Origin of the sequence: Saccharothrix xinjiangensis (genome assembly GCF_039527585.1) — a bacterium.
GTDB lineage: Bacteria > Actinomycetota > Actinomycetes > Mycobacteriales > Pseudonocardiaceae > Actinosynnema > Actinosynnema xinjiangensis.
In genome coordinates this window covers 227,893-248,089 of the sequence record NZ_BAAAKE010000009.1, presented here as the reverse complement: position 1 = coordinate 248,089, position 20,197 = coordinate 227,893, and the positions used below count along the sequence as shown (strand labels likewise).

Here is a 20,197-nt window from a genome sequence, read left to right as displayed (position 1 = left end):
CGGGCGGGTCAGCGGTCCAGCAGCCGGGCGAGCGCCGTCAGGTCGACGCCCACCAGGGAGTCGCGGAACACGCGGCGCTCGCCCGCGGGCACCGGCACGTCGCACGGCACCACCAGGACGGTGCACCCGGCGGCCTCCGCGGCGGCCACGCCGGTCGGCGAGTCCTCGACCGCCACGCACCGCGCCGGGTCGACGCCCAGCAGGCGGGCCGCCTTCAGGTAGGGCTCGGGCAGCGGCTTGTTCTGCCCGTCCACCTCGTCACCGCACACCGTCACGTCGAACAGGTCGCGGCCGATGGTGTCCAGGGCGACCTCGGTCAGCCCGCGCTCGGTGGAGGTGACCAGCGCCATCGGCACGCCGGAGTCCCGCACCGCGCGCAGCGCCGCCTGCGCGCCCGGCCGCCACGGCAGCCCGGCGCGGAACACCTCCTCGGTCCGGCGGATGATCCACGCCGCGCCGTCGGAGACCTCTTCCTCGGTGGGCGCGTGGATGCCGACCTCGGCGAACAGCAGCGCCATCGTCTTGGGCACGCTCGTGCCGACCATCGCGTGGCGGGTTTCCAGCGACAACTCGCCGCCCAGCTTCCCCACGAACTCGAACAGCGGGACGTCCCACAGCTTCTCCGAGTCCAGCAGCGTGCCGTCCATGTCCCACAGCACAGCCTCGACCGTCATCCACGACCTTCCCGGGTTCACGCGACGCCGACCCGAGGTGGTGGCCGGCCAGGACGAACGGGCGCGCCCCGAAGCGGCGGCGGGACACGACCCGACGTGGACCAGCCTACGGCGTCAGGCGCGCGCCGGTGGTCGTAGGCTGGCCCGGTGACCGATCCGGACCAGGCCGCCCAGACCCCCTTCGACCCCAGCAAACCGCTCACCAACCCGATCATGGTGGCGGCTTTCGAGGGGTGGAACGACGCTGGCGACGCCGCCAGCACGGCGATCGAGCACCTGCAACTCACGTGGGACGCGACGCCGCTGGCCGAGATCGATCCGGACGACTACTACGACTTCCAGGTGACCCGTCCCACAGTCCGCATGGTGGATGGGGTCACCCGTAGGGTGGAATTTCCGACCACCCGGTTGTCGGTGTGCCGGCCGCCGGGGTCGGCGACCGACGTGGTGCTCGTGCACGGCATCGAGCCGAACATGCGCTGGCGGAAGTTCGCCGCCGAGCTGCTGGGCCACATCGAGGACCTGGGCGTGACCACCGTGGTCACCCTGGGCGCGCTGCTGATGGACACGCCGCACACCCGGCCGGTCCCGGTGACCGGGACGGCCTACGACGCCGCGGCGGCGTCCAAGTACGGGCTGGAGCGGTCCCGGTACGAGGGGCCGACCGGCATCGTGGGCGTGTTCCAGGACCTGTGCGTGCAGGCGGGGGTGCCCGCGATCTCGTTCTGGGCGGCCGTGCCGCACTACGTGTCCCAGCCACCCTCGCCCAAGGCCACGCTGGCGCTGCTGCACCGGGTGGAGGAGGTGCTGGACGTCGAGGTGCCGCTCGGCGCGCTGCCCGAGCAGGCCGAGGAGTGGGAGCGCACGGTCAGCGAGATGGCCGACGAGGACGAGGACGTGCGCAACTACGTGCGGGCGCTGGAGGAGCGCGGCGACGCGGAGATCCAGATCACCGAGGCCAGCGGCGACGCGATCGCCGCCGAGTTCGAGCGCTACCTGCGGCGGCGCGGCCGGGGGCCGGGGCGCGGGCCGACCGGCATGTGAGCCCGACCGGCGCGTGAACCGGCACATGACCCCGACCGGCACGTGAACCCGGCCGGCGCGTGGGCCGGCGTCAGGCCCTCACCGAGGCCCTCCGCAGCGTCGCCAGCGCCAGCACCCCCGCGACCAGGTACAACCCGGCCTGGGCGTTGAGCAGCGCGGACAGGCCGAGCACGGGCGTCAGTGCGCCCGCCAGCACCATCCCGACGCCCTGGCAGGCGTCGAAGAGGCCGAGGAAGGTCGCCATCACCCGGCCCCGCACCTCGTCGCCGGTCGAGAGCTGGAGCACCGACGTCGAGCCGACCCCGATGAGCACCCCCGGCGCGCCCACCACGGCGAACACGCCGAGGTGGAAGCCCAGGGCGGTGGTGAGGTGCGATCCGTTCCAGCCGACCGCCGCGACGACCGCGAAGGCGATCAGCGCCACCCCCAGCAGCCGGTCGGCGGCGAACCGCCGCGAGAGCACGCCGACCAGCAGGCCCGCGACCAGCCCGCCGACCGCCTGCACCCCGCGCAGCAGGCCCACCTCGGTCGCGCCGCCGCCGAGGCGCTCGGTGACGAACACGACGAACAGCACCACGAACAGGCCCTGGCCGGTCGCGGTCAGCAGGAACACGGCGATCATCGGCCGCAGCGGGCCGCGGATCTCGCGCAGGCCGTCCAGCCAGGCCCGCCACGGCGGCACGGTCGCCGCCCCGCCCGCGCCGCCCTCCCGGTCCGGTGCGCGCAGCGAGGCCAGCAGCCCCGCGGCGAGCAGGAACGACGCGGCGTCGACCAGCACCACGCCGGACAGCCCGGCGTGCCCGAGCAGCAGCCCGCCGAGGGACGCGCCGACCAGCCGGGCGACGGTGCTGTTGAGGCTGACCAGCCCGTTGGCGGCGACCAGCTGCCCGCGCGGCACGAGGGTGGGCAGCAGGGCGTTCACGGCGGGCTGGAACAGCGCCGCCAGCCCCGACTGCACCGCGACGACCGCGTTGAGCACCACCAGGTCCCCGGTCAGCAGCGGCAGCAGGGCGACCGCCTGGGCGAGGCTCACCACGACGACGAGCCGGCGGCGGTCCCAGCGGTCGGCCAGCACGCCGGCCACCGGCGACAGCGCGAGGCTCGGCAGCAGCGCGACCACGAACGTGGTCGCGGTGGCCGCCGCGGAGCCCGTGCGCTGGTAGACGTACACGGGCAGGGCGACCAGCAGCACCCAGTCGCCGACCTCGGAGACGAACCCGGCGAGCCACAGCCGGCGGAACGCCGGCTCCTCCAGCGGCCCGGTCACCGCGGGAACGCCCGCAGGCCGACGTGGACGGGCAGCGCGCCCTCGGGGACGTCCTCGCGCACGGGCACCAGGTAGGGGCGCAGCAGGTCGTCGATCGCGCCGAGCAGGCCACCCAGCTCCTCGGCGGTCACGTTGACCGAGTAGCCGTGCAGCGACGAGGCCTCCAACCACTCCCCCGGCAGCTCGTGCTGCCGCTCCAGGAAGCGCTGCGCCAGCCGGTTCTCCTCGTTGAGCTGGAGCACCAGCAGCGCGTCCTGCTGCGCGCGCACCGCCGGGTCCTCGTCGAACCCGCCGACCTCGTAGCCGACGGACGTGGCCCGCCAGGGCCGATCCCGCCCGCCGGTGGCGTCGGCGCGCTCGACGAAGCCGAACTTCGCCAGTTGCCGCAGGTGCCAGCTGCAGTTGGACGCGGTCGAGCCGACCGCCTCGGCGCACTCGCTGGCGGTGCGCGGTCCGAGCGAGACGAGGTGGTTGAGCAGCGACACGCGCAGCGGGTGGGCCAGCGCCTTGAGCGCTTCGACGTCGGTGACCCGTCGGGGCCGTGGGAGTTCCATGGCCCCGACGATAAACCTGAAAGCATTCTTTCGAAAGACCTCTTTCAGATGTCAGCCGACATCGCGCCTGCGGAAGCCGACCAGCCCGACCGCCACCAGCGCCGCCGCGACCAGGACCAGCCACAGCAGCGGGCCCGCGGCGACCTCCGCGCCCGGCGCCTTCGGCACGTGCGTGAACGGCGAGAGGTCCATCGCCCACTGGTCGAGCCGCAGCAGCGGTCCGAGCTGGCCGAGCACCAGGAACACCACCAGCACCGCCCAGGTCGCCGAGGTCAGCTTCGGGACCAGGGCGAACACGGTCAGCGCCAGGCCCGCGACCACCCACACCGCCGGCGCGTGCGCCAGGGCCGCGCCGACCAGCCGGACGACCTGGCCGCCCACGTCGCCCACCCGCAGCCCGTGCACCAGGCCCGCGCCCAGGCCGGCCGCGGCCAGCACCACCACCGCGCCGACGACCGCGATCCCCGCGTGGCCGCCGACCCACGCGACCCTGCTCACGGGCGTGGCCAGCACCGGTTCGGCGCGCAGCCCCACCTCCTCGGCGCGCGGCCGCAGCGTCGCCTGCACCGCGTAGACGGCGCTGAACAGCGCGATGATGCCGAGGATCGAGGCCAGGTAGACGTCCACCAGGCCGCCGGAGCCGCCCATGCCCTCGATGACCTGCCGCAGCGCCGGGTTGGCCTCCAACATCTCCTCCACGCCCCGCGCGACCGCCCCGTACACCGCGCCGAGCGCGAACAGGCCCAGCGCCCAGCCCAGCAGCACCCCCCGCTGCAACCGCCAGGCCAGGCCGAACGCGCCGCCCAGCGACCTCGGCGCGCGGGCCGGCCCCAGCCGGGCGGGCAGGAGTCCGCCGCCGCTGTCGCGCCGGGTCACCAGCAGGGCCGCGAGCCCTGCCAGCGCCACCGCCGACCCGAGCGACAGCAGCGGCACCCACCACCGCTCCTCGGCGAACGGCCTGGTCAGCTCGACCCAGCCCAGCGGCGAGCACCAGGTCAGCCAGGTCGGGCCGTGCTCGCCCGCCGCGTCGCCGACCGCCCGCAGCACGTAGGACAGGCCCAGCACGGCGCCGGCGAGCGCGTTGGCGGTGCGGGCGCTCTCCGGCAGCTGCGCGGCGACCGCCCCGACCCCGGCGAACGCCAGGCCGACCGAGGCCAGCGCCGCGCCCAGGGCCGCGGAACCGCCCACGCCCTCGCCGAGCCCGATCAGGCCGACCGCGATCAGGCCGCCGACCAGCAGGTTCGCCACCAGCGCGGTGACCAGGGCCGCGGTCAGCGGCGCGTGCCTGCCGACGACGGTCGAGCCGATCAGCTCCAGCCGGCCGGTCTCCTCCTCCGCGCGCGTGTGCCGGGTGACCAGGAACGCGCTCATCAGGCCGACCAGCAGGCCGGCGAACACGCCCCACCGCCAGGTCAGCACGCCGCCGATGGTGTCGGCGTCGTGGAGGGGGCCGAGCATCGCCAGGAACGCGGGGTTCGAGCCCGCCGTCGCGGCGAGCTGCCGGCGCGACTCGACCGTGCCGTACAGCTCGGACATGCCCGAGGCGGTGGCCAGCGTGATGCCGACCAGGCCCACCACCCACGCGGTGAGCAGCAGCCGGTCGCGCCGCAGCGCCAGGCGCACCAGCGCGCCGAGGCCGGTCACGACGGCACCGGGCCGGGAGTGACGCGGCTGGCGGCCTCCGGCGCGCCGCCGTAGTGGCGCAGGAACAGCTGCTCCAGCGTGGGCGGCCGGCTGGTCAACGCCCGCACGCCCGCCCCGAGCAGGGCGCGCAGCGCGCCGTCCAGGTGCTCGCCGTCGACCTCGAACCGCACGCGCGGGCCCCGGACCACCAGGTCGTGCACGCCGGGCAGGTCCGCGAGGCCGTCGAGCGGGCCGGCCAGCTCGGCGGACACGCTGGTGCGGGTGAGGTGGCGCAGCTCGGCCAGCGTGCCGGTCTCCACGGTGCGGCCGTCGCGGATGATGCTGACCCGGTCGCACAGCGCCTCGACCTCGGCCAGCACGTGGCTCGACAGCAGCACGGTCCGCTCGCCGCGCAGCTCGTCGACGCACTCCTGGAACACCGCCTCCATCAACGGGTCCAGCCCGGAGGTCGGCTCGTCCAGGATCAGCAGCTCCACGTCCGACGCCAGCGCCGCGACCAGGGCCACCTTCTGCCGGTTGCCCTTCGAGTAGGCGCGGCCCTTCTTGCGCAGGTCCAGCTCGAAGCGGTCCAGCAGCTCGGCGCGGCGGCGTTCGTCCAGGCCGCCGCGCAGCCGGCCCAGCAGGTCGATCACCTCGCCGCCGGTCAGGTTCGGCCACAGGCTCACGTCGCCGGGCACGTAGGCGAGCCGGCGGTGCAGCGCGGCGGTGTCGCGCCACGGGTCGCCGCCCAGCAGCGACACGGCGCCCGCGTCGGCCCGCAGCAGGCCGAGGAGCACCCGGATCGCGGTCGACTTGCCCGCCCCGTTCGGGCCGAGGAAGCCGTGCACCTCCCCCTGGCGGACGGTCAGGTCCAGACCGTCCAGCGCGCGCGTCGGGCCGAAGTCCTTGACCAGGCCCGACACGGATATCGCAGATGTCATGATCAGAAGTTACAGTACTTTCACAAAATCGTGAAGTTAAGGAACCGTATAAACTTCCGCCCGCTCGGGCGTTGGGAGATGATGCGGCGGTGTCAGAGGTGGACGAGCGTGACGACCAGGCGGTGCTGCGCTTCATCGAGCGCTTCTCCTCGGTGTTCGTGGAGGCCGGCGTCCCCCGGATGCCCGCGCGCGTCTTCGTCGCGCTGCTCTCCGCCGACTCCGGCAGCCTCACCGCCGCCGAGCTGGCCGACCTGCTGCGCGTCTCCCCCGCGGCGATCTCCGGCGCGGTCCGCTACCTGACCCAGGTGCGGCTGGTCAGCCGCGAGCGCGAGACGGGCACGCGGCGCGACGTGTACCGGGTGTTCGACGACGTCTGGTACGAGGCGCTGTTCCGCCGCGACGAGATGTTCCGCCGCTGGGAGGTCCCGCTCAAGGAGGGCATCGAGGTGCTGGGACCGGACAGCCCCGCCGGGCGGCGCATCGCGGAGATGCGCGCCTTCTTCGAGTTCATCCAGGGCGAGCTGCCCACCCTGCTGGCGCACTGGCGGGAGCACCGGGCCCGGGAGTTCGGCGCCTGACCGCAGGGGCTCCGAAGCCTTGATCGCGGAGGGCTCGCATTCACGACTATCGGCCCTAGTGCCGGGTTCGAACCCGCCCCCACGATGCACTTGACCAGGTCGCACCGCCGTTCGCGAACGTCCCCCATCCCTGCACGCCCGACCGACCGGCCCGAGGCCGGCGCGGTCGAGCAGCCCTGCTCTAGGGAGACCCCGTCATGGGAGACAACCGCACGACCCGAAGACTGGCCGCGCTCGGCCTGGCCGCCGTGTCGGCCGCCGCCCTCACCCTCGCGAACACCGGCGTGGCCGCGGCCGAGGGCGCCGTGCTCGGCGCGGATCGCGCCGACGCCGTCCCCGGCTCCTACGTCGTGGTGCTCAACGACACGGCCTCACCGCGCGCCGCGTCCGCCTCGACCGCGTCCTCGCTGGTCGGCAAGTACGGCGGCCAGGTGCGCACGGCGTGGCAGCACGCCCTGAACGGCTTCCACGCGACCCTGTCCGACACCCAGGCCCGGCGCCTGGCCGCCGACCCGCGCGTGGCGTTCGTGCAGGCCGACCTGCCGGTGGAGCTGGACGCGGTCCAGCCGAACCCGCCGTCGTGGGGCCTGGACCGCATCGACCAGCGCGACCTGCCGCTGGACAGCGCCTACAACTACGCGACGACCGCGAGCACCGTGCGGGCGTACATCATCGACACCGGCATCCGCACCACGCACCAGGACTTCGGCGGCCGGGCCACCTGGGGCACCAACACCGTCGACACCAACAACACCGACTGCAACGGCCACGGCACCCACGTCGCCGGCACGGTCGGCGGCACCGCCCACGGCGTGGCCAAGGAGGTCCGGCTGGTCGCGGTGAAGGTGCTCAACTGCGCCGGCTCCGGCACCACCGCGGGCGTGGTCAACGGCGTCAACTGGGTCACCCAGAACGCGGTCAAGCCCGCCGTGGCCAACATGTCGCTCGGCGGCGGCGTCGACACCGCCCTGGACACCGCGGTGCGCAACTCCATCGCGGCGGGCATCACCTACGCGGTGGCGTCCGGCAACTCCAACGCCAACGCCTGCAACTACTCGCCCGCCCGCGTGGCCGAGGCGCTGAGCGTGAACGCGTCGACCAACACCGACGCCCGCGCCTCGTTCTCCAACTACGGCACGTGCACCGACCTGTTCGCGCCCGGCCAGAACATCACCTCGGCCTGGCACACCAACGACACCGCCACCAACACCATCAGCGGCACGTCCATGGCGTCGCCGCACGTGGCGGGCGCGGTGGCGCTGTACCTGGCGGCCAACCCGACGGCCGCGCCGCCCGCGGTGAACGCGGCCATCGTCGACGCCGCCACCTCGGACAAGATCACCAGCCCCGGCACGGGCTCGGCGAACAAGCTGCTGTTCACCGGCAGCGCCACGCCCGGCGGCCCGGCGGTCGCCAACCCCGGCAACCAGTCGACCGCGGTCGGCACCCCGGTGAGCCTCCAGCTGACCGCGTCCGGCGGGACCCCGCCGTACTCCTTCTCGGCCACCGGCCTGCCGCCCGGCCTGTCGATCAGCTCGTCCGGCCTGATCAGCGGCACGCCCACGGCCACCGGCTCGTACTCGGTGTCGGTGACCGCGACGGACTCGGCGGGCCGGACCGGCGGCACGTCGTTCTCGTGGGCGGTCACGGCCGTCGGCGGCGGCTGCGCCTCGGCGACCAACGGCACCGACGTGGCCATCCGCGACAACGCCACGGTCACCAGCCCGATCGCCCTGACCTGCTCGGGCAGCGCGTCGGCCACCACGACGGTGCAGGTGGACATCCTGCACACCTACATCGGTGACCTCGTCGTGGACCTCGTGGCCCCCGACGGCTCGGTCTACAACCTGCACAACCGCTCCGGCGGCAGCGCGGACAACATCAACCGCTCGTACACCGTGAACGCGTCCTCGGAGGCGGCGGCGGGCACCTGGCAGCTCCGGGTGCGCGACGCGGCGTCCTTCGACACGGGTTCCATCAACAGCTGGACGCTGGACGCCTGATCCGGTGACCACCGCCCCCGGACCGCGTCGCGCGGTCCGGGGGCGGCGCCCGGTCACCGGTCTACAGCTCCACGCCCAGCAGCGAGTCCACCGCCGCCCGGAACAGCGTCGGCCCGGTGGCGTCCGACCCGCCGACCGACAGCGCCTCCGAGGCCCAGGCGTCCAGCGCGGCCAGCGCCTTCGGCGTGTCCAGGTCGTCACCGAGGTGGTCGCGCAGCCTCGCCGCGGTCGGGGCCGCGTCCGGGCCGGTCGGCAGCGCCGCCGCCCGCCGCCAGCGGGCCAGGCGCTCCTGGGCCGACGCCAGCAGCTCGTCGGTCCACGGCCGGTCGGCGCGGTAGTGGCCGGACAGCAGGGCCAGGCGGATGGCGTTCGGGTCCACCTTCTGCGCCCGCAGCTTGGACACGAAGACCAGGTTGCCCCGTGACTTGGACATCTTCTCGCCGTCCAGGCCGATCATGCCCGCGTGCGCGTAGTGCCGCGCGAACGGGTGCTCGCCGGTCAGCGCCTCGGCGTGCGCGGCGGAGAACTCGTGGTGCGGGAAGACCAGGTCCGAGCCGCCGCCCTGGACGTCGAACGACGTGCCCAGGCGGTTGAGCGCGATGGCGCTGCACTCGATGTGCCACCCCGGCCGGCCCTCGCCCAGCTCCGACGGCCACGACGGCTCGCCCTCCCGCGCCGCGCGCCACAGCAGCGCGTCCAGCGGGTGGCGCTTGCCCGGCCGGTCCGGGTCGCCGCCGCGCTCGGCGAAGAACCTGGTCATCGTGTCCAGGTCGTAGTTCGACTCGTAGCCGAACCGGCCGGTCGCGCCGTGGTCGAAGTACACGTCCGGGAACTCCGGGTCGTCCACCCGGTAGGCCGCGCCGGAGGCCAGGAGCTTGCCGATCGCCTCGACGATCTCCGGGATCGACTCGACCGCGCCGACGTACTCGCGCGGCGGCAGGACCCGCAGCGCCTCCATGTCCTCCCGGAACAGCGCGGTCTCGCGCATCGCCAGGACCACCCAGTCGTCCTGGTCGCGCTCCGCCCGCTCCAGCAGCGGGTCGTCGACGTCGGTGACGTTCTGCACGTAGTGCACGTCGTGCCCGTTGTCCAACCACACCCGGTGGACCAGGTCGAACGCCAGGTAGGTCGCCGCGTGCCCGAGGTGGGTGGCGTCGTAGGGGGTGATGCCGCAGACGTACATCCCGGCGGTGGGGCCGGGGGCGGTCGGGCGCACCTCGCCGGTGGCGGTGTCGAACAGCCGCAGCGGGCGCGGCTCGCCCGCTACCCGCGGGACTGGGGTGGAGGACCAGGTCTGCATGTTCTCGACCCTAACTCGCGCCGACCGGCGCGCCGGCACGTCCGCGCCTTGGGACCGCCGGCCGACCGGTGACGGCGCGTCGCCGCGCCGGTTGCCCGCGACCGGCGACCCGAGGACCATGTGAGCCGGCTCACGTCGTCGGGACGAGGGAGGCGGTCATGACCGCGCTCAAGCCGGAACCCGTGGTCATCCACCCGGGCGCCGCCCGGCGCCGGCCCAGGGGCGCGGTGCTCCTGGGCCTGGCGCGGACCACCGACCCCAAGCAGATCGGCCTGATGTACCTGACCACGTCGTTCGCGTTCTTCCTGGTCGGCGGGCTGATGGCGCTGCTGCTCAGGGGCGAGCTGGCGCGGCCGGGGCTCCAGTTCCTGTCGAACGAGCAGTACAACCAGCTGTTCACCCTGCACGGCACGATCATGCTGCTGCTCTACGCCACGCCCATCCTGTTCGGGTTCGCCAACTACGTCCTGCCGTTGCAGATCGGCGCGCCGGACGTGGCGTTCCCCCGGCTCAACGCCCTCTCCTACTGGCTGTTCCTGTTCGGCGGCCTGACCGTGCTCACCTCGTTCGTCACACCCGGCGGCGCGGCGGACTTCGGGTGGACCGCCTACACTCCGCTGAGCGGCGCGGCGCACTCGCCGGGCGTCGGCGCGGACCTGTGGATCATGGGGTTGGCGGTGTCCGGCCTGGGCACGATCCTCGGCGGCGTCAACATGGTCACCACCGTGGTGTGCCTGCGCGGGCCGGGCATGACCCTGTTCCGGATGCCGATCTTCACCTGGAACATCTTCGTCACCTCGATCCTGATCCTGCTGGCGTTCCCGATCCTGACCGCCGCGCTGATGGGCCTGGCCGCCGACCGGCACCTGGGCGCGCACGTGTTCGACCCGGCCAACGGCGGCGTGATCCTGTGGCAGCACCTGTTCTGGTTCTTCGGCCACCCCGAGGTCTACATCGTCGCGCTGCCGTTCTTCGGCATCGTCACCGAGATCTTCCCGGTGTTCAGCCGCAAACCCCTGTTCGGCTACAAGGGGCTGGTCGCCGCGACGTTCGCGATCGCCGCCCTGTCGGTGGCGGTGTGGGCGCACCACATGTTCGCCACCGGCGCGGTGCTGCTGCCGTTCTTCTCCCTGATGACGTTCCTCATCGCGGTGCCGACCGGCATCAAGTTCTTCAACTGGATCGGCACGATGTGGCGCGGTCAGCTCACCTTCGAGACGCCGATGCTGTTCGCGGTGGGCTTCCTGGTGACGTTCCTGCTCGGCGGCCTGACCGGCATCATCCTGGCCTCGCCGCCGCTGGACTTCCACGTCACCGACACCTACTTCGTCGTGGCCCACTTCCACTACGTCCTGTTCGGCACGATCGTGTTCGCCACCTACGCGGGCATCTACTTCTGGTTCCCGAAGATGACCGGGCGGATGCTCGACGAACCGCTGGGCAAGCTGCACTTCTGGACCACGTTCCTCGGCTTCCACGGCACGTTCCTGATCCAGCACTGGCTCGGCAACCTCGGGTTCCCCCGCCGCTACGCGGACTACCTGCCCCAGGACGGCTACACCCTGATGAACACGATCTCCACGATCGGGGCATTCCTGCTGGGCGCGTCCGTGCTGCCGTTCGTGTGGAACGTGTTCCGCAGCTACCGGTTCGGCGACCCGGCCGGCCACGACGACCCCTGGGGCTTCGGCAACTCGCTCGAATGGGCGACCTCCTGCCCGCCGCCCCGGCACAACTTCACCGAACTGCCCCGCATCCGCTCCGAGCGGCCCGCGTTCGAGCTGCACCACCCGCACATGGTCGAGCGGATGCGGGACGAGGCGCAGTTCTCGCTGTTCAAGCGGGACCGCCGCGGCGACTCCCGGGACCCGGCGACGGACAAGGCGCTGGCGCCGACCGACCGGGAGGTCGACCACGACGCGGAGGGTTGACGCGGAGGGTTGACGCGGAGGGTTGACGTGCTCCCGGGTAACCGCCGCCGGGATCAGCGGCGGGCGCCCGTCCGCCGGTCCAAACCGGCCCGGCTGCGCCAGTGGGCGAGGTTGCTGCGGGTGTTCTGGACGCTGTCGTGGTCCGGGCCCAGCACCCGCAGCCGGTCCGCGAGCAGCTCCTCGAACGCGGCCCTGGCCGCCCGGCGGTCCCCGGCCTTGTCCAGCCACCGCGCGAGGCGGCTGCGGGTCGTCAGGACGGCCGGGTCGTCGGGGTCGAGCACCCTCGACTGCACCCCCAGCAGCGCCTCGTGGGTCGACACGATCAACGCGGTGTTGCGCTTGGCGCGGCTGCCGCCCCCGCCCCCGCTCAACGGGTGCTCCGGGCCCAGCACGGCCAGGTGCTCGTCCAGGAAGCGCCGGAACGTGTCGGCGGCCTCGGCCGCCCGGTCCGCCTCGGTCAGGTGGTGGGCGAAGTCCCCGAGCGCCGCGAGCGTGTCGGGGTGGTTGGGCCCGCGCAGCCCGAGCAGCCGGGTGAACCAGCGCTCGTGCGTCGACAGCGCGGCGTCCTGGTCACCGGCCTCGGCCTGCCAGAAGGCCAGGTCCCCCAGCGTCGCGGCGGTGTCCGGGTGGTCGGGCCCCAGGTGGCGCTCGGCCGTCGCGAGGAGCTGCTCGAAGTAGTCGCGCGCCTCGTCGACGAGCCCGCTGCCGCCCAGGCCGGCGCCGGCGCGCAGGAGCAGCGAGTGCCGGCCCTCGCGCCACAGCCCCGCGCCCGCCGCGGCGTGGACGGCCGCCGCGTTGGCCCGCAGCGACTGCACCAGGGCGGCGTCGACCTCGATCGACGGCCACACCTGGAGCAGCGCGTCCGCGGCCACCGTCGGCAGGGACCGCGAGCGTTCTTCCGCGCAGTGGTCCCGGACGGCGCGCTGCACCAGGGCGTGGACGCCGACCTCCGCGTGCGCGGCCGCCGGGTTGAACGTGACCAGGCTGAGCCGGTCGAGGCACATCAGGGCGTCCCTGGCCTGTTCCGCGCCCACCGCGGACCCCGACACGCCCTCCAGGTGGAAGAGCACCGCGGGCGAGGTGAGCGCGGCCACCGGGATGCCGTTGGGGTCGAGCAGCGCCATGACCTCCAGCAGCGGCGCGGCGAGCCCGGCGGGTTCGGGCCGGTCCGCGATGTCGACCGACAGCGACCACGTCGCGGCCACCGTGTCGCGGTGCTGGTCGGGCAGGGCCCGGGGCTCGGGCAGGAGCGCGTGCAGCTCGCGGCGCTGGTCCTCGAACCGCTCCAGGTACTCGGCGCAGGTCAGGCGCCGGTCGATGAGGTAGGTCGCGGCCTGGGCCAGGGCGAGCGGCAGGTGGCCCGGCGCGCGGGCGAGGACGGGAGCGCCGGCGTCCGCGGGCGCGGGCCCGGAGAGCTTGGCCCGCAGGTAGACCCGGGACTCCTCCGGCGTGAACAGGCCGACCTCGATCAGCAGCCGCCCGTTGCCGCGCAGCGCGGCGTCCCGGCGGCGGGTCGTCACCAGCACCCGGCCGGTGTCGGTGCGCGGCGGCCACAGGCCGTTCAGGTCGGCCGGGTCGCGCACGTCGTCCAGGACGATCAGCCACCTCCTCGGCGTACCGGCCAGGTCTTGACCCGGTCTGTCACGCCCCGGGCCTGTCACGCCCGGAGCCTGCCACCGCCGGGTCCGGCCCCCCGACGTCCCTCGGATCCGGCGGCGGCAGGCCCCGGGCGCCCGCCGTTCAGCGCCGCTTGCGCGACCGCAGGTAGTCGCTCACCACCGCCGCGCCGAGGCCGTCCTCGTCGGGCGCCACCACGCGGCCGCCGGAGCGGCGCGCCAGGGTGTCCACGAACGCGGTGAGCCGGGGGTCGTCGCCGAGCCGGAACACCGTGATCGACGCGCCCAGCCGGGCCAGGGCGTCCACCTCGACCAGGGTCTTGCCGATCGTCCGGTCCAGCGGCGGGTAGTGGAACTCCGCCTCCCCGGTCGCCTCCAGGTGCGCGGTCGGCTCGCCGTCGGTCACCACCAGCACCACGGGCTGCGCGTCGGGGTGCCGCCGCACGTGCCTGCCCGCCAGCAGCAGCGCGTGGTGCAGGTTGGTGCCCTGCTCCCACACCCCCTCCAGGGCGGTGAGCTGACCGATGTCCACGGCCTCGGCGTGCCTGCCGAACGTGATCAGCTCCAGGGCGTCGGTCCGGAACCGGGTCCGCACCAGGTGGTGCAGGGCCAGTGCGGTGCGCTTCATCGGCACCCACCGCCCGTCCTGCACCATCGACCAGGACGTGTCCACGCACAGCGCCACCGCCGCCCGCGACCGCTGCTCGGTCTCGCTGACCTCGACGTCCGCCACGTCCAGGGCCACCGGTCCGCCCGCCGACCTCAGCACCGCGTTGGTGACCGTGCGCGGCACGTGCCACGGCTCGGTGTCGCCGAACCGCCACGGCCGGGTCGAGCCGATCAGCTCACCGGCCGCGCCCGCCGACGAGCTGTCCCGCTGCCCCCGCGACCGCACGCCGTCGACCACGCCGCGCAGCGCGGTCTCCCCCAGCCGGCGCAGCGCCTTCGGGGTCAGCCGCAGGGAGCCGTCGGGCGCGCGTTCGAGCAGGTTCTGCGACCGCAGCTCGCGCTCCAGCTCGGCGAGCCGCCGGGCGTCCACGCCCGCTTCCGCGCCGAGCTGCCGGACCAGCGCCTCCGCGTCGACGTCCTCCAGGCTCGCGCCCGGGTAGGACTGGGCCAGCTGCTCGGCCAGCGCGTCCATCTCGGCCAGGTCGGCCATGGCCTGCGCGCCCTCGCCCAGGCCCATCGGGCTGTTGCCGCGGAACCGGGCCGAGCCGGTCCAGTCCTCGCCGGGCCGCAGGCCGCGCAACAGCGAGTCCAGCTGCGACAGCTGCGTGCCGACGCCGGAGTCGCCGAACGCCTGCCGCGACAGCGCCGACAGCTCCTGGCGCTGCTGCTCGGTCATGGAGTTCATCACCCGCTGGGCGGCGGCGGACCGGGCGGCCAGCGCGTCGACCAGCTCGTCGACCGTGCGCGGGTTCTCCGGGAAGAACTCGCCGTGCTCGCGCATGAACCGGTCGAACCGCTCGCCGGTGTCCTCGCCCCGCGCGTGCGCGGCGAGCAGGGCGTTGAGGTCGGCGAGCATGTCCTGGACGCGCTTGACGTCCTCGCCCCGGACGTTCTCCATGGCCTGCTTCATGCCCTGGAACCGCTGCTCCATCAGCTCCCGGCCGAGCAGGTCCCGGATCTGCCCGTAGGACTCGCGGGCCCGCGGCGAGCGCCAGTCGTACTCGGCCAGGTCCCGCACGGCCGCCGCGGTGGACTGCGGCAGCGCGTCCAACCGGGCCTCGCGGAAGCGCGCGTCGTCGTCCGGGTCGGGGAACAGCGCCGCCCGCTCGGCCTCCAGCGCCTCCCGCAGCAGGCGCTGGACCTCCTGGAGCGTGCCGTCCAGCCGGTGGCGCCGGGTCAGCGCCGCGCGCTGCCGCCACAGCCGGGCGGTCAGGTCGTCCAGGCCGCGCGTGCCCGGCAGGCCGCGGCGCAGCAGCTCGCGCAGCGCCGACTCCGGCGAGGAGCCCTCCATGACCTCGCGGCCCAGCTCGTCCATCGCCGCGCGCAGGTCGACCGGCGGCGCCAGCGGGTCGGGCCCGTCGACGTAGCGGCCGTACCGGTAGGTGCTCATCCGTACACCGATCGGTCGTCGTCGCTGTCCTTGGACAGCTGTCGCGTGAGGTAGAGCGACTCCAGCGCCAGCTCGACGGCCGAGGCGATGCGGCCGACCGGGTCCTTGGGCCCCGCGCCGACCCGCGCGGCCACCTCGTGCAGCACGGGCAGCTCGGGCAGCGCGGCCAGCAGGTCGCCCGCGTGCACGCGCTCGCCGGTGGCCACCGGGTGCCCGTCGGAGACCAGCTCGGCCAGCGGCCGCAGGTCGAGGCCCGCGAACGTCGCGCGCGCCGCGTCGGCGACGGACCGGCGCAGCAGGTGGGTCAGGACCTCCTGCTCGCGGCCCTCCTCACCCGCCTCGAACTCCAGCTTGCCGCGCAGCACGGCCGGCACCGACCCCAGGTCGACCGGCCGGGCGATGGGCGGGTTCTCGTTGATCAGGGCGGCGCGGCGCAACGCGCTCGCCGCGACCGTCTCCGCCGCCGCCACCGCGAACCGGGCCGAGACGCCCGAGCGCTGGTCGATCGACGAGGACTCGCGCAGGTGCCGCACGAACCGGGCGATGACCTGGAGCAGGTGGTCGCCGACCTCGGCGACCAGGTCGGCCTCCTGGCGGACCAGGTCGACCTCGGCGGAGATCTCCAGCGGGTAGTGGGTGCGGATCTCCGCGCCGAACCGGTCCTTGAGCGGCGTGATGATCCGGCCGCGGTTGGTGTAGTCCTCGGGGTTGGCGGTGGCCACCAGCAGCACGTCCAGCGGGAGCCGCAGCGTGTAGCCGCGGATCTGGATGTCGCGCTCCTCCATCACGTTGAGCAGCGACACCTGGATGCGCTCGGCCAGGTCGGGCAGCTCGTTGACGGCGATGACGCCGCGGTGGGAGCGGGGCAGCAGGCCGTAGTGGATGGTCTCGGGGTCGCCGAGGCTGCGGCCCTGCGCGACCTTGACCGGGTCGACGTCGCCGACCAGGTCGCCGACGCTCGTGTCGGGCGTGGCGAGCTTCTCGGCGAACCGCTCGTCGCGGTGCTTCCAGGTCACGGGCAGGTCGTCGCCCAGTTCGGCGGCCCGGCGGCGGGACTCGGGGGTGATGGGCGCGAGCGGGTGCTCGTTCAGCTCGGCGCCCTCGATGACCGGGGTCCACTCGTCGAGCAAGCCGACGATGGTGCGCAGCAGGCGGGTCTTGCCCTGGCCGCGCTCACCGAGCAGCACCACGTCGTGGCCCGCGAGGAGGGCGCGCTCCAGCTGGGGCAGCACGGTGCGGTCGAACCCCACGATGCCGGGCCACGGGTCGCGGCCCTCGCGCAGGGCGGCCAGCAGGTTGTCCCGGATCTCGGCCTTCACCCCGCGCGGCAGGTGGCCTGCCGCGCGGAGCGCGCCGGCGGTGGTGGGAAGCTGAGGGGTCACCCCTCGAAGCTACGTGCGCTCCGGCGATCGGTCGACATGGAGCAACTCCACCCCGGGCGGTGGCGCGCACCGGCGGGACCCGACCCGGTCGTCGTCCTCAGCTGTGGCTCTCCGCTTCCCGGCGTTCCACGGCGCCGGTGGCGCGAGGCGCCCGCCCCGCCTGCCGGATGACCCGTTCGCTGTGCCCGATGTCACCGGACCTGTCCTCGCCGCAGCCGGTGCCGCCGCGGCCGGTGCCACCCGAGGACCCCGCTGACGGGGAGCGGCTCGGCCGAGTGGCCGCTGCCGAGGGGTGGTCCGCCTCGGCGTCGGCCCCGGGTGGCGGTGGCGCGCGGCGACGACCTCCGGCAACGACCTCCGGCAGCCTCGGCAGCGGCAGCCCTCAGCTCAGGCCCCGGCGGCAACAGCCCAGCAGCAGCCCCCGGGTGTCGGGGCGGAGGCGGCGGCTCGGTGGGCGGCGCGGCGACGGGCAGCAGCGGCCAACGGTTCGGCAGGCAGCTCGTCGGCGGCTGGGCAGTCGGCTGGGCAGTCGGTTAGGCGGTCGGTTCGGCAGGCAGCTCGACAGCGTTCCGGCGCAGGTCACGCCGCTGGAGCGCCGAAATTGTCGTACCCCGCCGGCACCATGAAAGCAAGGGGTCCCCCGGGCGGGGACCTGTGCGAAGCGAATGCCGGTCCCGGGGCTGGTCGGACCCCGGGGTGGCGCGGTCGGTCGACCGAAGTGCGAGGTGGCCATGACGGCACATGCGCTCTACCAGCCCGAGGACCGCGAGCTGGACCTGTCGAGCCTGTCCACGACCGACCACGGCCTGGTCAGGTCGCTGGTCGGTCGGATCGGGCCGGGCGATCGGGTGCTGATCTGCCTGGAACCCGACGACGCCGAGCGCGACGAGCTGTACGTCGAGGAGCGGCACGGCAGGTACTACGCGGTCCACTTCGAGGGCGGGCAGCACGTGGTCGCGTTGGAGAGCGACGAGCACAAGCGGCAGAAGGAGTACTGGCACCGGGCCGCCGAGGACGCCGGCTACCGGTCGGACACCGGGCTCGGCACGGGCACCGGCACGGTGCTGGACGTGGCCATCCACGGCCCGGTCCGGACCGGGGTGGAGCTGCGGCGCTCCGACGTCACCGCGCGCGCCGCGGCGCTGAACACCAGCGGGGCGCACCGCGCCGGGTGGCTGCCGCTGTGGTTCTCCGACGCCGACCGCACGCCGAAGTGGTTCCACCGCATCCCCTCGGTGGGCTGCAACCGGATCCCCTGGGACGACCTGCCGCCCCGGCGCGCCGCGACCGCGACCGGTCTGCGCCTGGTGCACGCCGCCCGGTGCACGACGGAGAACTTCCCGCGGTGCTTCGACCGGAAGCGCCGGCCGTGCGGCGGGTACCACCCGCTGCTGCGGCCCTGGCGGGGCGTCACGGTCGACGACGTCGCCGAGATGGTGCCCGCCGGCGAGGCGGTCCCGCTCCGGACGCCCGAACGGTGGGTCTACGTCGTGCCGCGCTTCGGCCTGGCCCACTACCAGCAGCTGACCGGGGGGCTCGGCGCCTACCTGCCCGACGCGGCGCCCGCGCCGGTGGAGCGGCGCGTCCGGTCCGCCGGCCGGTCCTGGCCCGCGTGCCGGGGGTGCGGGAGGGACATGTTCCTCGTCCGCGAGGACCGTGAGCTGTGCGAGAACTGCAAGCCGATGATGCGGGACCCGCTGTGAGGAGCCCCGCTGAGGAGCCCCGCTGTGAAGATCCTGCGGTGAAGATCCTGCGGTGAAGATCCTGCGGTGAAGACCCCGCGGTGAGGCCCCGCCCGAGGCCCCGTGCGAGCCCCCCGCTCAGGGGTTGGGCTCGATCACGGCGGTCCAGAGCCGGTCGCGGCCGTTGTCGCAGGCCGCCAGCTCCACGCGGGTGAAGGGGCGCGCCGACAGGCACTGCCCCGCGTGACCGGTGTTCTCCAGCGCGAAGGACTCGTCCGGCAGCGCGTGCCGCGCCCAGACCTGGTCGGGCTCGCCGGAGCAGGGGTCGAGCAGGCGGACGTCCCGCGGTGCGACCGCCGTCAGGCAGCCGGACGCCGACAGGCTGACCAGCACCACCCGGTCGGAGCCCACGAAGTACATCCGCCACCGCTGGTCGGTCCCGCCGGCGCCGGGGCGGAGCGTCACGACGCCGTCGGCGGTCGTGGAGAGTTCCAGGGAGGGGCTGCCGGCCCTCTTGACGTGGATCACCGGGTTGGGCCCGGCCTGCGCGGTGGGGGCGAGGAGGAGCAGGGCGGCGAGGACGAGCAGGAGTCGGCGCATCGGTCCATTGACGCATTTCGGGGCGTTCACGAACGGGCGGTTGTCGCGCTCCCGGTGGTGAACCCGTGGTCACCCGTGGTCACGGGGCCGCCAGGCCCAGCAGCTCCTCCAGCGCCGGCCGGTCGTCGGAGCGCGACATCGCGATGACCGGCGCCAGCACCCGGCACCACCCGAGCAGGCGGTCCGGGTCGAGCCCGCACGCCTCGGCCAGCCGCGCCGACCGGTCCGCCACGCCCTCGCGACCGGCCGCCTCCAGGGCGAAGTCGACCACGTCGAAGCACGGGTCGCCCACGCACGGCCGCGGGTCGATCGCCACCAGGCCGCGCGGGCCGACCAGCACGTTGCCGGGGTGCAGGTCGCCGTGCAGCAGCACGCGCGGTCCGGCGCCCAGGAGGGCGCGGCAGCGGTCCTGCGCCCGCTCCCACGTCGCCGGGGTGACCGGGGTGGACGCGGTCACGCGGCGGCCGATGCGGGCGAAGGACTCCGCGCACCGGTCGGCGAGGTCGCGCGCGCCGGGCGGCGGCGCCACCGCGTGCAGGGGCGTGACCAGGTCCGCCCACTCGGGGGCGGTGGGCGGTTCGGGCAGGTCGGCCACCTCGGTGCCGGGTCGCACCGCCGCCATCAGGACCGCGCCCGCCTCCTCGGCGAGCACCGCGGGCACCCGGCCCGACGGCCCGAGCAGCCGCAGCACCGCGGTCTGCTCGGCCAGGAACGGCTCGTCCGGGCTCAGCTTGAGCACCGCCGGCACGTCGCCGGCGCGGAACTCCGCGACCACGGACGACGCGCCCTGCGACAGGGGCCCCACGGGGGTCAGGTCCCACCGGCGCGCCAGGTCGGCCACCCGGTCCGGCACGCGCGCCGCCCACCCGGCCACCTCCGGTCCGAAGCGGAGGGACAGGCGCCCGGTGATCTCCTCGACGTCCACGGGCACGACGTTAGGGGA

At 74.4% G+C, this 20,197-nt stretch carries 16 protein-coding genes; 5 read left to right on the top strand and 11 right to left on the bottom strand.

The features are described from left to right. Window positions 1–8: 8 nt before the first annotated feature. Window positions 9–674, bottom strand: a complete 666-nt coding sequence (locus tag ABD223_RS21020; protein ID WP_344038038.1) for an HAD family hydrolase — start codon at window positions 672–674, stop codon at window positions 9–11. A 147-nt stretch (window positions 675–821) separates the two neighbouring features. Between ABD223_RS21020 and ABD223_RS21015 the strand changes: the two genes are divergently transcribed. Then, on the top strand, window positions 822–1,718 hold the full coding sequence (locus tag ABD223_RS21015) for a PAC2 family protein (protein WP_344038037.1): 897 nt from the start codon (window positions 822–824) through the stop codon (window positions 1,716–1,718). 70 nt (window positions 1,719–1,788) lie between these two features. Here ABD223_RS21015 and ABD223_RS21010 read toward each other — a convergent pair whose 3' ends face one another. Genes ABD223_RS21010 through ABD223_RS20995 form a run of 4 tightly spaced genes read right to left on the bottom strand, consistent with a single transcriptional unit; the run spans window position 1,789 to window position 6,103 of the window. Next, entirely contained in the window at window positions 1,789–2,985 is a 1,197-nt protein-coding gene (locus ABD223_RS21010; protein ID WP_344038036.1) for an MFS transporter, read from the bottom strand. Further along, window positions 2,982–3,539 (bottom strand): helix-turn-helix domain-containing protein, encoded by a 558-nt coding sequence (locus tag ABD223_RS21005; RefSeq protein WP_344038035.1) that lies wholly within the window; start codon window positions 3,537–3,539, stop codon window positions 2,982–2,984. The genes ABD223_RS21010 and ABD223_RS21005 overlap by 4 nt, the downstream gene beginning before the upstream one ends. 51 nt (window positions 3,540–3,590) lie before the next feature. Further along, entirely contained in the window at window positions 3,591–5,183 is a 1,593-nt protein-coding gene (locus ABD223_RS21000) for an ABC transporter permease (protein ID WP_344038034.1), read from the bottom strand. Further along, window positions 5,180–6,103: an ABC transporter ATP-binding protein gene (locus tag ABD223_RS20995; protein ID WP_344038033.1), complete on the bottom strand. Its 924-nt coding sequence runs from the start codon at window positions 6,101–6,103 to the stop codon at window positions 5,180–5,182. Before ABD223_RS20995 ends, ABD223_RS21000 begins: the two co-directional genes overlap by 4 nt. A gap of 98 nt (window positions 6,104–6,201) precedes the next feature. Between ABD223_RS20995 and ABD223_RS20990 the strand changes: the two genes are divergently transcribed. Together ABD223_RS20990 and ABD223_RS20985 are read left to right on the top strand one after the other, a co-directional pair. Next, entirely contained in the window at window positions 6,202–6,681 is a 480-nt protein-coding gene (locus ABD223_RS20990) for a GbsR/MarR family transcriptional regulator (RefSeq protein WP_344038032.1), read from the top strand. A 197-nt stretch (window positions 6,682–6,878) separates the two neighbouring features. Next, window positions 6,879–8,684 carry a S8 family peptidase gene (locus tag ABD223_RS20985; RefSeq protein ID WP_344038031.1) on the top strand — a complete coding sequence of 602 codons (1,806 nt, stop codon included), beginning with the start codon at window positions 6,879–6,881 and terminating at the stop codon, window positions 8,682–8,684. 61 nt (window positions 8,685–8,745) lie between these two features. On the opposite strand, the gene mshC is transcribed toward ABD223_RS20985, so the two are convergent. Next, entirely contained in the window at window positions 8,746–9,984 is a 1,239-nt protein-coding gene (gene mshC / locus ABD223_RS20980; protein WP_344038030.1) for a cysteine--1-D-myo-inosityl 2-amino-2-deoxy-alpha-D-glucopyranoside ligase, read from the bottom strand. A 158-nt stretch (window positions 9,985–10,142) separates the two neighbouring features. Here mshC and ctaD point away from each other — a divergent pair, with 158 nt between their 5' ends. Beyond that, entirely contained in the window at window positions 10,143–11,915 is a 1,773-nt protein-coding gene (gene ctaD, locus ABD223_RS20975; protein WP_344038029.1) for an aa3-type cytochrome oxidase subunit I, read from the top strand. A gap of 53 nt (window positions 11,916–11,968) precedes the next feature. Here ctaD and ABD223_RS20970 read toward each other — a convergent pair whose 3' ends face one another. The 3 genes from ABD223_RS20970 to ABD223_RS20960 form a co-directional block, all read right to left on the bottom strand. Then, window positions 11,969–13,576, bottom strand: coding sequence for a tetratricopeptide repeat protein (locus ABD223_RS20970; RefSeq protein ID WP_344038028.1), 1,608 nt, complete (start codon window positions 13,574–13,576; stop codon window positions 11,969–11,971). Window positions 13,577–13,655: 79 nt separating this feature from the next. Further along, window positions 13,656–15,590 carry a vWA domain-containing protein gene (locus ABD223_RS20965; protein WP_344038027.1) on the bottom strand — a complete coding sequence of 645 codons (1,935 nt, stop codon included), beginning with the start codon at window positions 15,588–15,590 and terminating at the stop codon, window positions 13,656–13,658. Continuing rightward, the gene (locus ABD223_RS20960) at window positions 15,587–16,972 is read right to left on the bottom strand and encodes a sigma 54-interacting transcriptional regulator (protein ID WP_344038026.1); all 1,386 of its coding nucleotides are present in this window, start codon (window positions 16,970–16,972) and stop codon (window positions 15,587–15,589) included. Before ABD223_RS20960 ends, ABD223_RS20965 begins: the two co-directional genes overlap by 4 nt. Window positions 16,973–17,703: 731 nt before the next feature. Between ABD223_RS20960 and ABD223_RS20955 the strand changes: the two genes are divergently transcribed. Continuing rightward, window positions 17,704–18,675, top strand: coding sequence for a hypothetical protein (locus ABD223_RS20955; protein WP_344038025.1), 972 nt, complete (start codon window positions 17,704–17,706; stop codon window positions 18,673–18,675). Between the two features lie 117 nt (window positions 18,676–18,792). Here the strand turns inward: ABD223_RS20955 and ABD223_RS20950 are convergent, their stop codons facing one another. Beyond that, window positions 18,793–19,254, bottom strand: a complete 462-nt coding sequence (locus ABD223_RS20950; RefSeq protein ID WP_344038024.1) for a hypothetical protein — start codon at window positions 19,252–19,254, stop codon at window positions 18,793–18,795. A gap of 79 nt (window positions 19,255–19,333) precedes the next feature. Then, complete coding sequence (locus ABD223_RS20945; RefSeq protein ID WP_344038023.1) at window positions 19,334–20,179, bottom strand: aminoglycoside phosphotransferase family protein; 846 nt, start codon at window positions 20,177–20,179, stop codon at window positions 19,334–19,336. Window positions 20,180–20,197: the final 18 nt, after the last annotated feature.

Coding starts and splice junctions, on each gene's coding strand:
- mshC (WP_344038030.1), bottom strand. CDS start 9,984: ATGCAGACCTGGTCCTCCACCCCAGTCCCGCGGGTAGCGGGCGAGCCG.
- ABD223_RS20950 (WP_344038024.1), bottom strand. CDS start 19,254: ATGCGCCGACTCCTGCTCGTCCTCGCCGCCCTGCTCCTCCTCGCCCCC.
- ABD223_RS20985 (WP_344038031.1), top strand. CDS start 6,879: ATGGGAGACAACCGCACGACCCGAAGACTGGCCGCGCTCGGCCTGGCC.
- ABD223_RS20955 (WP_344038025.1), top strand. CDS start 17,704: ATGACGGCACATGCGCTCTACCAGCCCGAGGACCGCGAGCTGGACCTG.
- ABD223_RS20995 (WP_344038033.1), bottom strand. CDS start 6,103: ATGACATCTGCGATATCCGTGTCGGGCCTGGTCAAGGACTTCGGCCCG.
- ctaD (WP_344038029.1), top strand. CDS start 10,143: ATGACCGCGCTCAAGCCGGAACCCGTGGTCATCCACCCGGGCGCCGCC.
- ABD223_RS20965 (WP_344038027.1), bottom strand. CDS start 15,590: ATGAGCACCTACCGGTACGGCCGCTACGTCGACGGGCCCGACCCGCTG.
- ABD223_RS21020 (WP_344038038.1), bottom strand. CDS start 674: ATGACGGTCGAGGCTGTGCTGTGGGACATGGACGGCACGCTGCTGGAC.
- ABD223_RS21005 (WP_344038035.1), bottom strand. CDS start 3,539: ATGGAACTCCCACGGCCCCGACGGGTCACCGACGTCGAAGCGCTCAAG.